Genomic DNA, 12,159 nt, shown 5'->3' with positions numbered 1-12,159 from the left:
GGCCTTCCGCTGTGCGTGCCCCGGCGCGCTCTCGTAGCTTTGTGCACAGGGCTGTGGACAATCCACCGGCCGCGGACCGACCCGGTCCGCGGCCGACGGCGGAGGGCGGACGTGATGACGGCGGTATTCGGCGTGGACATCGGCGGCTCGGGGATCAAGGGGGCGCCCGTCGACCTCGCCCGGGGCGAGCTCGTCGAGGAGCGCCACAAGGTGCTCACCCCGCAGCCGTCCGCGCCCGAGGCCGTGGTCGCCGCCGTCTGCGAGGTGGTCCGCCACTTCGACCACCACGGCCCGGTCGGGCTGACCTTCCCCGGCGTGGTGGTCGACGGCCGCACCAGAACGGCGGCCAACGTGGACAAGGGCTGGATCGGCCTGGACGCGGCGGGCCTCTTCCGCGAGGCACTGGGGATGCCCGCGACCGTCCTGAACGACGCGGACGCGGCCGGCCTGGCCGAGCTGACGCACGGCGCCGGCCGGGGCGAGCCGGGCGTGGTCCTGGTGCTCACCTTCGGCACCGGCATCGGCAGCGCCCTGTTCGTGGACGGCACGCTGGTGCCCAACACCGAGCTGGGCCACCTGGAGCTGCGCGGCAAGGACGCCGAGCGCCGGGCCTCCTCGGCCGCCAAGGATCGGCACGGGCTGAGCTGGGAGCAGTGGGCCGGGCGGGTGGACGACTACCTGGACCTGGTGGAGAGGCTGTTCTCGCCGCACCTGATCGTGATCGGCGGCGGGGTGAGCCGCAAGCACGAGAGGTTCCTGCCGCTGCTGAGGGACCGCGAGGCGCGCGTGGTGCCGGCGGAGCTGCGCAACGACGCGGGCATCGTCGGGGCCGCCATGGCGGCGGCCCGGGCGGAGGGCTGAGCGGGCCGGGCCCCGGGCTCGGCACTCGGTCCTCGGCTCAGGCCTCGGTGGGCGTCAGCGGGAGCGGTGGATCCGGCGCTGGGCGACGAACCGCGCGAGCACGACCAGCGCGGCCAGCCCGGTGCCGGAGAACAGCCAGCCGGCCCGCAGCGCCAGCCCGGTCGCCAGCGAGACCACCTGGGCGGTGACGCCCGGGGAGCTCACCGGCTCGAGCAGCAGCAGCGCGAGGGCGAAGGCGATCGGCCCGCTGATCGGTGCGGCCAGCAGGTCGACGTAGCGCACCCGGACGGCCAGCTGGAAGCAGACCACCAGGTAGCCGAGGCCGAACACCCAGCCCAGGCCGTCGAACAGCAGCCGGTCCACGCCGGCCACCGCGAGCGTCGCCAGGACGGCGACCACCCCGGTGCCGACGGCCGTCAGCCGGGCCCGCCGGCCGGTGCGCCGCCGCCCGTCCGACGGTTCGTCGCCGCGCTGCCCGCCCAACGGCACGCGCAGGCGCAGCCGGGGGCCGGCCGGGCTCTCGGTGGCCACCGGGCGCGGCCGGGAGCCGCGCCCGGCGGGGGCCCCGGCGCTCTCGGGGGCCCGGCCCGGGCCGGGGACGGCGGCTGTGGCCCGGCCGGTCGGCGGACGGCGTCTGGGCCCTGGCGGCTGGGTACGGATGCTCTGCTCCACCCGCCCAACGTACGGTCCGATCATCGCCACACTGTGTAATGGACCGTTCAGGTCTTGCCCCGTGTCTTTGGACGGAGTAGTGATGTGATCGTCATTCAGGTCGGCTGACCTGCTCGGACGAGCCGACGAGCGGTGACCACCGGATCCGTACACGGGCTTCCCGCGGGGGGACAACATGACCGATTTCACGTTCGAACGGCTCGATCACGTCCAGCTCGACATCCCGGCCGGCGCCGAGGACGAGTGCAGGGCGTTCTGGTCCGGCGTGCTCGGCATGACCGAACTGCCGAAGCCGCCGGTGCTGGCCGCCCGGGGAGGCTGCTGGTTCCGGGGCGGCGGCGTCGAGGTGCACCTGGGCGTGACCCCGGACTTCCGCCCGTCCCGCAAGGGGCACCCGGGAATCCTGGTCCACTCGCTGGACGCGCTCGCCGACCGCCTCACCGCGCACGGCCACCCGGTGGCCTGGGACGACAACCTGCCCGGCCACCGGCGCTTCTACGCCGACGACGCGCTGGGCAACCGGCTGGAGTTCCTGGAGCCCAGGGCGGCGGCGACCGAGGAGTGAGGCGCGGCGGGGGCTGCCCGTAGACTTGGGGGTCGGCCCGTACGGTGCCGACCCAACTCCTCCAAGCCCACGGGACTGCGCTTCATGTCGCTCACGATCGGAATCGTCGGCCTGCCGAACGTCGGCAAGTCGACCCTGTTCAACGCCCTGACCAAGAACGACGTGCTGGCGGCCAACTACCCGTTCGCCACCATCGAGCCGAACGTCGGCGTGGTCGGCGTCCCGGACGAGCGGCTGACCAAGCTCGCCGAGATCTTCGGCTCCCAGCGCATCCTCCCGGCGACCGTCGACTTCGTCGACATCGCCGGCATCGTGCGCGGCGCCAGCGAGGGTGAGGGCCTGGGCAACAAGTTCCTCGCCAACATCCGCGAGTCGGACGCGATCTGCCAGGTCGTGCGCGCCTTCACCGACCCGGACGTGGTGCACGTGGACGGCAAGGTGTCGCCCAAGGACGACATCGAGACCATCCACACCGAGCTGATCCTGGCCGACCTCCAGACCATCGAGAAGGTCCTGCCGCGACTCCAGAAGGAGGCGCGCCTCAAGAAGGACACCGCCCCCGTGCTGGCCGCCGCCGAGGCCGCGCAGGCGATCCTGGAGACCGGCAAGACCCTCTTCGAGGCGGGCTTCGACACCGCCCCGATCCGCGAGCTCCACCTGCTGACCGCCAAGCCCTTCCTCTACGTCTTCAACGTGGACGAGGACGAGCTGGCCGACGAGGACTTCAAGAAGGCCCAGCGCGAGCTGGTCGCCCCGGCCGAGGCGATCTTCCTCAACGCCAAGATCGAGTCCGAGCTGATCGAGCTGGACGACGCCGAGGCCCTGGAGCTGCTCCAGTCCATGGGCCAGGAGGAGCCCGGCCTCGCCACCCTCGCCCGGGTCGGCTTCGACACCCTCGGCCTCCAGACCTACCTGACGGCCGGCCCGAAGGAAGCCCGCGCCTGGACCATCAAGAAGGGCGCCACCGCCCCCGAGGCCGCCGGAGTCATCCACACCGACTTCCAGAAGGGCTTCATCAAGGCCGAGGTCATCTCCTTCGCCGACCTGGTCGAGACCGGCTCCATCGCCGAGGCCCGCTCCAAGGGCAAGGCCCGCATCGAGGGCAAGGAGTACGTCATGCAGGACGGCGACGTCGTGGAGTTCCGCTTCAACGTGTGATCGCCTGATTGCTTTGAGATGACTCGACCTGTCAACTGTGCAGGTCAGACGGGGCCCGCCTCCCTTGAGGCGGGCCCCGATTCCTTTTCCGTGCCGACTTGGTGCCGACTTGTTCGGTTCGTCGCATCCCACTTGAGTGGTACGTTATGTGGTACTAGTCGTGGAGGGAGTTCAGTCGATGTCGATCACTGCCAGCGAGGCGCGCAAGGCTCTCTTCCCGTTGATCAAGAAGGTCAACGACGATCACGAGGCCATTGAGATCGTCTCCAAGCACGGAAATGCCGTACTCGTCTCGGCCGAGGACTATGCCGCCTTGCGTGAAGGCTCCTACCTGTTGCGCTCGCCGGTGAACGCCCGCCGCTTGCTCAAGGCGTACGAGAACGCCCTTGGCGGCATAGGGCTCTCCGAGCGGGAGCTCATCGACCCTGATGCGGCGGATGGCGAGAAGGGTGCCGCGTGAGGCTCGTCTTCGAGGAGACCGGCTGGGAGGACTACACCTCCTCGCTCAAGAGCGACCGCAAGATGCTCGCCCGGATCAACAAGCTCATCGAGGACGTGTTGCGCGACCCGTTCACTGGCATTGGCAAGCCCGAGCCCCTGAAGTACCACTTGCCCGGGGCCTGGTCGCGGCGGATCGACGACGAGCACCGTCTCGTCTACTTGGTGACGGACCGGGAGATCATCATCCTGGCAGCCCGCTACCACTACTGATTGCCGGTCGGGTTGCATCGCCGTACCCGCGTCGGGTCGGATCTGCTCGGTGAGCGCGCCGACCTCGCGGGTCAGTCGGGCGAGGTGGGCGTCGAATTCGGGCCCTGAGGGCGGTTCGGCGTGGTCTGGGGGATCGGTTCGTCGAACGAGTAGTGGAACCACGTGAAGCGACGTCTTCATCGCCAGGGTCAAGCCGCGGCCACCAGCCTTCTCCTGGTGACGAGGCGGACGCGTGGTGACGGTCGCAGTGGGGAGGTGACTTCGCATGCTGAACGTTCTCGCTCTGCAGGAGCTGGACGAGGAGGTCGTGGTCGAGGCCCCGATCAGCACCGTGAGCATCGTCGTCTGCCACTGAGGCGCCGATAATTGGGCAAGACCCGTTCCGAAGAAGCGAGTTCGGGGAGGCCGCGGTCAGTGTGGCCGCCCCGGCTCCTTCCGGCTCACGCTCCGACGGAGGTCAGCAAACGTGTCCGCTCCTTCCAGCCCTCTCGCCGGTCCGACGAGCATGCGCCGGCTGTTCGCCGCCGAGGTCCGGGCCTACCCCGGCAGAGTGGTGGGCGCGGCCCTGGCATGCGCCGTGACGGCCGCCGGGGTGGGCGCCGGCGCGCTGCTCTTCATCGGGGCCGGCCTCCCGGAGTACGAGAAGGACTCGGCGGCCTGGGCCGCCGCGCAGGACGCGCGGAACCTCCTGTCACTCCTGATGTCCATGCTGCTGATGTGCGCGGTGATGGTCATCGGATCCACCGTCTCGCTGTGGACGGGCCAACGGCTCTCCCAGTTCGCCGTGCTGCGCGCCCTGGGGGTCAGCGCGAACCGGTTGCGTGGGCTCGTCGCCTTCGACGTCGCGCGGCTCGGCCTGGTCTCGGCGGCGGTGGGCGCGGCCCTGGGCATGGTTCCGCTGGCGGGACTCGGCCGGAGCGTCCTCCTGGACCGTGGGCTGTTCCCGGCGGAGGCCTCGCTTCCCGCCTCGGACCGGACGGTGTGGACGGCGGTGGCCGTCTGCCTCGCCACGGCGGGCGTGGGGGTGCTCGCGGCCCTGTCGAGCGTGCTGGCCGCGGGACGGGTCAGCCCCGGCACCCTGTTGCGGGACGCGGAGCTGTCCGTGGCCTCCTCCCGGCGCACGGCGCGCCTGGTGACCGGCCTGCTGCTGCTGGTGACCCTGTGCGCCCCACTGCTGTTCGTCATGGCCTTCATGGACCTGCCCGCGACGCTCCGCGCCGCGATGGCACCCGGCGTCGCGCTGGTGGTGATCCCCGTGCTGGCCGTGCTGGCTCCCTGGATCGTGCCGCCGCTCATCCGTCCGGCCACCGTGCTGATGCGCCTGTTCGACCGCCGGGTGGGCCGCCTCGCCGCCGTGGGCCTGCGGGCCACACCCGCGCGGACGACGGCGATGGCGGTGCCGGTGCTCCTGTCGGTGGGCATCGCCGTGTCGCTGCTCGGGGCCGGGGCCACCATCTGGCAGGCGAAGCACCGGCAGGCCGAGGAGGGCCTGCGCGCGGCGGCGGTCGTCACGGCCGAGCCCGGGGCCCGGCTCCCGGTCGCGGCGCCGCCGGTCTCCGGCGGGACGGCGGTCCCGCTGGTGGCCACCGAGGTCACGCCTCCGCCCACCTGGTACGACGACCAGCCGGCGGCCACCAGCGCATGGGGGGCCGACGGCGGCCCCCTGGCCGAGGTCCTGGACCTCAAGGTGCGGGAAGGCCGCATCTCCGACCTGCGGCAGGGCACCTTCGCCGCCGGTGCCATGCAGACCGACGGGCATCACTGGCGCCTGGGCCAGGAGGTGACGTTCGTCCTGGCGGACGGCTCCTCGCAGCCGCTGACCCTGGCCGCCGTCTACGAACGGGACCTGGCCTTCCCGGAGTTGGTGATTTCGCGGTCGACGGCGCTGGAACACACGCCGTCCGCCCACGCCGATCGGATCCTGCTCACCGGCGGCGCGGACAGCTGGCCGCGCGCGCAGGGCCAGAAGGTCGCCTCCCGCGCCGACCACCTCGCCGACCTCGGCTCGCGCAACGCCGCCGACGACCTGGCCGTCCGGCTCATCGTGGCCGTCGTCGCGGGCTATGCGCTGTTGGCCGCCGCCAACACCAGCTCCCTCGCCCAGCGCGACCGGCGGACGCAACGAGCGCACCTGCGGGCCCTGGGCCTCGGCCGGTTCCAGATGCTGCGCTGCGTGGTGTACGAGGCCGCGGGGGTGACGATCGTCGGTACGGCCCTCGCCGCCGTCACGGCGATCGTCTGCCTGGTCCCGTTGGCCCTGGTCCTGGGCGCCGGTGCGATGCCGGCCTTCGACGTGCCCTGGACCGTGGGCGTGACCGTCGCCGCGGCTCTGGCGGTGGCCGTCCCCGCGGTCATGACGGCCCATCCGATGTCCGACGTCCAACGGCAGTTCGCGAGGAGGCTGACATGAGGGTCCCTGGGCATCGTGCTCGCCCGACTGCCGGCCGGCGTGCTCGCGGACCGCTACGAGCGCAGGACCCTTGATCCCACGGCCGGAGCACGCCGCCGCGTCCGGCTGCCGTGAGGCCTCGGCCGGGTGCGCCCGGACGCTGCGGACCGACTCGACGGCCGGGCGCGTACCCGGCCCGGCCCGGTCCGTACCCGGGCCGGTACGGCGTTGCCGGGGTCAGGAGACCGTGACGGTGAGGAGGCCGTCGGGGGTGGTGGTGACGGTGACGGCGGTGAGGGTGTCGGCGTGGGCGTCCGGGTGGTGGGGGAGGGCGCGCGGGCCGATGCCGATGACGCGGACGCCGGCGGCCCTGGCGGCGGCGATGCCGGCGCCGGAGTCCTCGAAGGCGAGGCAGTCGGAGGGGGCGAAGCCGAGGGCGGCGGCGCCCTTGAGGAAGCCCTCGGGGTCGGGCTTGCTCGCGCCGACGGACTCGGCGGTGATCAGGACGGGCGGCAGCGGCAGGCCGGCGGCGGCCATCCGGACCCGGGCGAGCCGCTGGTCGGCGGAGGTGACCAGGGCGTGCGGGAGCCCGGCCAGCGAGGCGAGGAAGGCGGCGGCGCCGGGCACCGGGACGACGCCCTCGGTGTCGGCGCGCTCCTCGTCGAGCATCCGCTCGTTGTCGGCCAGGTTGAGCTCGGCCGGGCGCTCGGGCAGCAGGGCGGCCATGGTCGCGTGGCCCTGGCGGCCGTGGGCGACGGCGAGCACCTCGGCGGGGTCCAGGCCGTGCCGTCCGGCCCAGCGGCTCCAGCAGCGCTCGACCACGGCGTCGGAGTCGACGAGCGTCCCGTCCATGTCGAGGAGGACGGCGCGGGCGGTCAGGCGGACGGGGGTGGCGGGCACGGGGCGGCTCCTCGGGGAGTGCGGCGACGGGAGAGCCGGAGGACGCGAGCTCTTTGTTTCGAAATGACAAAAGATCAGCCGAGCAGGTGGGCGTTGACCGCCCGGGCCTCCTCGGCCAGCTCCGGCAGCTCCACCACCTCGACCCCGGCCGCCGTCAGCAGCGCGGTGCCCTGGCAGTCGGTGACGAACAGGTCCGGCTCGCGCCAGGCGACCACCACCCGCGGCACGCCCGCCGCGACGAGCAGCCGGGCGCACGGCACCGGCCGCGAGGCGCGCTGCCCGCAGGGCTCCAGCGAGCTGTAGACGGTCGCCCCGCGCAGCCGCGGGTCGCCCGCGGGGAGCTTGGCCAGGGCCGCCTCCTCGGCGTGGTCGTGCGGGTCCGTCTCCCGGCTGTAGCCCTCCGCCAGCACCGTGCCGTCGGCGCCGACGATCACCGCGCCGACCGAGAAGGCCGTCTCCGACGGCGGGCAGCGGCGGGAGAGCTCGACGGCCCGGCGCAGGTGGTCGAGGTCGGTGGACGCGGACTGGGTCACGGCGCGGGCTCCTTCGGGGCGTACCTGAGCAGGACGACGTCGCCCACGGTACGTGCCTCCAGCAGTCGCATCCGCCGGGCCGGCCCGCCCGGGAACGCGGCCGGACGGACGAACCGCGGCGCCTCGGCCTGACCGACCAACAGCGGGGCGAAGGCCAGCTGGAGTTCGTCCGCCAGGCCCCGGGCCAGGAACTGGGTGTGCACGCCCCCGCCGCCCTCGACCATCAGCCGGCGCACCCCGCGGGCGCCCAGGTCGTCCAGCACCGCGCCGAGGTCCACCGTCTCGCCCAGCGCGACCACCTCGGCCAGCCCGTCCAGCCGGGGCCGGAGCGCCGCCGCCCCGCGGTCCGTGGTGTACGCGAGCCGGGCGCCGCCGGTGTGCCAGAACCGCAGGCCGGCGTCGAGGTCGCCGCTCGCGCTGAGGGTCACCTTCAGCGGGTACTCGGGCCGGCCCGCCGCCAGCCGGGCCTCCCGGCGCCCGGGGTCGTCGACGAGCAGTCGGGGGTTGTCGACGCGCAGGGTGTTGCCGCCGACCAGGATCGCGTCGGCGGCAGCGCGCTCCTCGTCGACCCGGTCGAAGTCGGCGGCGTTGGAGAGCAGCAGCCGGTCGGGGGAGGCGTCGTCGAGGTGGCCGTCGAGCGAGACGGCGGCGCTCAGCAGGACGTAGGGGCGCGGGCCGGGCATGGGCGGGGACCGTTCTGTCGGGGGCGCCTCCACGGTACGGCGGCCGGGAGCCGGTCGGGCGGACCGGGCCCGTGGGGGGTCGAAATATGAGACGGATCTTCTCGCGATGCGGGACTGGGAGTAGCGTCGGGGAGCACCGGGACCGACCACACCCAGGGGGATCTCATGACCGGACCGCGGCCCGCCGCCGTCTACACCCATGGCCACCAGGAGGCCGTGCTGCGCTCGCACCGCTCCCGCACCGCCGCCGACTCGGCCGGCTATCTGCTGCCCGAACTGCGGCCCGGGCAGGCCCTGTTGGACGTCGGCTGCGGGCCCGGCACGATCACCGCGGACCTGGCCGGGCTGGTCGGCCCGCAGGGGCGGGTGGTGGCCGTGGACACCTCCGCCGAGGTGCTGGAGCAGGCCGCCGGACACGCCGCCGGGCGGGGCCTGGCCAACGTCGTCTTCGAGCGCGCCGACGTTCATCGACTGCCGTACCGGGACGGTGAGTTCGACGTGGTGCACGCCCACCAGGTGCTCCAGCACGTGGCCGACCCGGTGGCCGCGCTGCGCGAGCTGCGGCGGGTGACGGCGCCGGGCGGCGTGGTCGCGGTCCGCGACGTCGACTACGCCTCGATGACCTGGTTCCCGGAGGTCCCCGCGCTGGACCGGTGGCTGGAGCTGTACCGACGGGCCGCCCGCGCCAACGGCGGCGAGCCGGACGCCGGCCGACGGCTGCTGTCCTGGGCCCGCGCGGCCGGTTTCACCGAGGTCACCGCGAGCGCCTCCACCTGGACGTTCGCGACGCCCGAGCAGCGCGCCTGGTGGGGCGGGATGTGGGCGGACCGGGTGACGGGCACCGCGCTGGGCCGGACGGCCGTCGGGCTGGGCCTCGCGGACCGGGAGGAGCTGGACCGGATCGCGGACGGCTGGCGGGAGTGGAGCGCCGCCGGGGACGGCTGGTTCTCGATGCTGCACGGCGAGGTCCTGGCCCGCGGCTGAGCCGGCGGAGGGCGGGCCGGAAAGAGTGGACGGACGTTCGGAAAGATCGGGTAAAGTCGCGCGACCGTTCAGATTCGGGCCCGTTCGGGTCCGAGCCATGGTGCCGAGCGCCGAGCCGATGCCCGTTCCGGCGGGGTGGGGAGTCCACGTGTCCAAGCCTGAGTCCGAGCCGCCCGTCCCGGGGCCGGAGGCGGAGACTGCAGTGGCGGCGGAAACGGGATCGGAAACGGAAACGGCGGCGGCGCCGGAGACGCCGGCAGCCGGCCAGGACCCGCGGGTGGACTTCCGCAAGGACACCGCCGAGCCCGCGCGGCCCGCCGAGTCCGGTGCCGAGCCCGTCCCGGCCGGTGCCGAGTCCGTCCCGGCCGGAGCCGAGCCCGCGCGACCCGCCGCCCCCTGGGCCGCACCCGACCTCTCCGCCGGCCCGCCCGCGACCCCGCCCACCGCCACCGCCCCCGGCCCGGGCCCGACCGAGGCATCGACCGCGGCCCCGGCCCCGCAGGCCGTCCCGCCGTCGGCCGCCCCGCCCCAGCCGCCGCACCCGCTGCCCGCCGGCGGCTGGGCCTCCGTCACCCCCGCCGCCCAGTCCGGCTTCCAGCCGGGCAACCCGTACGCCCCGACCCACGGCCCGGCCCCGGCCGGAGCCCCCCTCCCCGGATTCGCCCCGGGGTTCGCGCCCGGTCCCGGCCCCGCCCCCACCAACGGCTTCGCCGTCGGCTCCCTGGTCACCGGCCTGCTCCTGGTGGCCCCGGTGGCCCTGGTGTTCGGCATCCTCGCGCTGGTCCAGATCAACCGCCGCAAGGAGCGCGGCACCGGCATGGCGGTGACCGGCCTGGTGCTGGGCACGGTCGGCACGGTGCTGCTGGCCCTCATGCTCGGTGCGGCCGACTTCAGCTCGGCGCGGGCCGGCCGCTACGGCCAGGCCCCGAAGGCGCCGGCCGGCTCGGTGCACTGGTCGGACCTCAAGGCCGGCGACTGCTACGACTCGCCCGAGGACGGTTCGACGGTCGACGGGAACGGCGACGCGAAGGTGTACTGGGTGAACCGGGTGGCCTGTGCCAAGCCGCACCACGGCGAGGTGGCGGGCACCGCCGACCTCCTGGACAAGGCCGGCCCGTACCCGGGCGAGGACGTGGTCCGCAAGATGTCCGTCCGGCTGTGCCGCACGGTGCTGGACTCCTACGCGCTCGACCAGTGGGCCGTCCCGGACGGCATGGACGACGTCTACCTCTACCCGACCGCGAAGAACTGGGCGGCCGGCGACCGGTACGTCACCTGCGCCTTCGAGGACGCCGAGGACCGGCACCAGGGGACGGTCCGCACCGACCGGAGTCGCCTGACCGCGGCGCAGCTGGCCTACCTGGAGGCCGCCCGGAGCTTCAACGACGACTACCTGGACGAGCCGGAGCGGGACGTCTCCGAGGCCGAGGCCGACTACCGGGCCTGGGCCCGCCGGGTGGCCTCCGCCTCCCGGACCCAGGCAGCGGTGCTGGGCCGGACGGGGGTGGCCTGGCCGCTCGACGTCCAGCCGATGATCGCCAAGCTGGCCGAGGCCAAGGCGCAGGCGGCCGCCGCCTGGGACGCCGCGGCCTCCGGCACCGACCTGGCGGGTGACCTCCGCCGGGCCAGGGCGGCGGAGGCCAGGTCGGCCCCGACGATCCTGGAGATCCGCCGCGGGCTGGGCCTGTCGACCGGCGAGCAGGCGCCCGACCTGCGGGTCTGAGCGGCCGCCTGTCCGGTTACCGGGCGTTGACCTCGCCCGTACCCGCCGGTAACCCGCCGGCCGTACGGTCGTGAGCGCGTCCCCGGCCCGACCCCCACGCGAGCCGGGGACCGTCCCGTCCCGGGACGGTCCCGGTACCCTCCCGCCATGGGCACCCACCGGGTCATGCGGCAGGACGACAACGGCAACCGCTTCGTGGTCGCCAAGGGCCTCGACCCGGCCGAGGCCCGACGGCTGGCCGCCGAGTTCGAGGCCCGCGGCCACAAGCAGATGTACTGGGTCGAAGCGGACGGGGAGGCCCGGCCGGAAGCGGCGGACGGGACGGTCCGCAACGCCTGAACCCGTAGGGTCGGGGCCATGGACGCGACCCACGCCAGTCACCCCGCTCCCGACGGCTCCGACACCCCCGCCACCCCCGCCGCGCCCCGGATCGTGGTCGGCGGCGCGCTGGTGCGCGGCGGCCGGGTGCTCGCCGCCCGGCGCAGCGCGCCCGAGTCGGTGGCCGGCCGGTGGGAGTTCCCCGGCGGGAAGGCCGAGCCCGGTGAGACCGAGGCGCAGGCGCTGGAGCGGGAGCTGCTGGAGGAGCTCGGCGTCCGGGCGCGCGCGCTGACCCGGCTGCCGGGCGCGTGGGCCGTGCGCCCCGGCCTGGAGCTGCACTTCTGGGCCGCCGAATTGCTGGCCGGCGAGCCGAGCGCACTGGAGGACCACGACGCGCTGCGCTGGCTGGGCCCGGAGGAGCTGGACGCCGTGGACTGGATCGACCACGACCGTGACGTGCTGCCGCACGTCGCACGGCTGCTCACGGGTGCCCCGGCGCGGGCCGTGGGCGGCGTGTCGGCGGTCGGCGACGCGCCGTCCGCCGGGTAGGTCAATCGGACAAGACGACCTAGGCGCCGGGATAGCCTGGGTGTCGCTGGGTATGTCACTTTTCGGCACTATTCGTCACCATCGGTGAGCCGTCCCCAGCCGGCGACGCCGAT

At 74.1% G+C, this 12,159-nt stretch carries 13 protein-coding genes and 1 pseudogene; 11 read left to right on the top strand and 3 right to left on the bottom strand.

Going from position 1 to position 12,159, the window contains the following annotated elements; genetic code table 11:
- Positions 1-114: 114 nt before the first annotated feature.
- Positions 115-861, top strand: a complete 747-nt coding sequence (ppgK, locus tag ACZ5OX_RS15705; protein ID WP_465630333.1) for a polyphosphate--glucose phosphotransferase — start codon at positions 115-117, stop codon at positions 859-861.
- Between the two features lie 54 nt (positions 862-915).
- Here ppgK and ACZ5OX_RS15700 read toward each other — a convergent pair whose 3' ends face one another.
- Positions 916-1,533, bottom strand: coding sequence for a DUF6542 domain-containing protein (locus ACZ5OX_RS15700; RefSeq protein ID WP_465630332.1), 618 nt, complete (start codon positions 1,531-1,533; stop codon positions 916-918).
- A gap of 175 nt (positions 1,534-1,708) precedes the next feature.
- Here ACZ5OX_RS15700 and ACZ5OX_RS15695 point away from each other — a divergent pair, with 175 nt between their 5' ends.
- From ACZ5OX_RS15695 to ACZ5OX_RS15670, 6 genes are all read left to right on the top strand, one after another.
- Positions 1,709-2,098: a VOC family protein gene (locus ACZ5OX_RS15695; protein ID WP_465630331.1), complete on the top strand. Its 390-nt coding sequence runs from the start codon at positions 1,709-1,711 to the stop codon at positions 2,096-2,098.
- Between the two features lie 84 nt (positions 2,099-2,182).
- Positions 2,183-3,256, top strand: a complete 1,074-nt coding sequence (ychF, locus tag ACZ5OX_RS15690) for a redox-regulated ATPase YchF (protein WP_465630330.1) — start codon at positions 2,183-2,185, stop codon at positions 3,254-3,256.
- A 178-nt stretch (positions 3,257-3,434) separates the two neighbouring features.
- Complete coding sequence (locus ACZ5OX_RS15685) at positions 3,435-3,716, top strand: type II toxin-antitoxin system Phd/YefM family antitoxin (RefSeq protein WP_344325967.1); 282 nt, start codon at positions 3,435-3,437, stop codon at positions 3,714-3,716.
- The gene (locus ACZ5OX_RS15680) at positions 3,713-3,967 is read left to right on the top strand and encodes a Txe/YoeB family addiction module toxin (protein ID WP_465630329.1); all 255 of its coding nucleotides are present in this window, start codon (positions 3,713-3,715) and stop codon (positions 3,965-3,967) included. The genes ACZ5OX_RS15685 and ACZ5OX_RS15680 overlap by 4 nt, the downstream gene beginning before the upstream one ends.
- 265 nt (positions 3,968-4,232) lie before the next feature.
- Entirely contained in the window at positions 4,233-4,322 is a 90-nt protein-coding gene (locus tag ACZ5OX_RS15675; RefSeq protein WP_465630328.1) for a class III lanthipeptide, read from the top strand.
- Between the two features lie 111 nt (positions 4,323-4,433).
- A complete protein-coding gene (locus tag ACZ5OX_RS15670; protein WP_465630327.1) occupies positions 4,434-6,377 on the top strand; it encodes an FtsX-like permease family protein in 1,944 nt (647 codons plus the stop codon).
- Positions 6,378-6,593: 216 nt separating this feature from the next.
- Here the strand turns inward: ACZ5OX_RS15670 and ACZ5OX_RS15665 are convergent, their stop codons facing one another.
- On the bottom strand, positions 6,594-7,256 hold the full coding sequence (locus tag ACZ5OX_RS15665) for an HAD-IA family hydrolase (protein ID WP_465630326.1): 663 nt from the start codon (positions 7,254-7,256) through the stop codon (positions 6,594-6,596).
- A 74-nt stretch (positions 7,257-7,330) separates the two neighbouring features.
- A pseudogene (locus tag ACZ5OX_RS15660) lies at positions 7,331-8,472 on the bottom strand (dihydrofolate reductase family protein).
- A gap of 165 nt (positions 8,473-8,637) precedes the next feature.
- Between ACZ5OX_RS15660 and ACZ5OX_RS15655 the strand changes: the two are divergent.
- The 4 genes from ACZ5OX_RS15655 to ACZ5OX_RS15640 all read left to right on the top strand — a co-directional run bounded on the left by ACZ5OX_RS15655 (position 8,638) and on the right by ACZ5OX_RS15640 (position 12,046).
- Entirely contained in the window at positions 8,638-9,456 is an 819-nt protein-coding gene (locus tag ACZ5OX_RS15655; protein WP_465630325.1) for a methyltransferase domain-containing protein, read from the top strand.
- Between the two features lie 277 nt (positions 9,457-9,733).
- The gene (locus tag ACZ5OX_RS15650; protein WP_465630324.1) at positions 9,734-11,179 is read left to right on the top strand and encodes a DUF4190 domain-containing protein; all 1,446 of its coding nucleotides are present in this window, start codon (positions 9,734-9,736) and stop codon (positions 11,177-11,179) included.
- A 147-nt stretch (positions 11,180-11,326) separates the two neighbouring features.
- Positions 11,327-11,518: an SPOR domain-containing protein gene (locus ACZ5OX_RS15645; RefSeq protein WP_465630323.1), complete on the top strand. Its 192-nt coding sequence runs from the start codon at positions 11,327-11,329 to the stop codon at positions 11,516-11,518.
- Positions 11,519-11,536: 18 nt separating this feature from the next.
- Complete coding sequence (locus ACZ5OX_RS15640) at positions 11,537-12,046, top strand: NUDIX domain-containing protein (protein ID WP_465630322.1); 510 nt, start codon at positions 11,537-11,539, stop codon at positions 12,044-12,046.
- The last annotated feature ends 113 nt before the right edge of the window (positions 12,047-12,159 follow it).

The sequence above is a fragment of the Kitasatospora sp. NPDC032121 genome (assembly GCF_055580145.1).
This window is presented reverse-complemented; position numbering and strand designations above follow the sequence as displayed.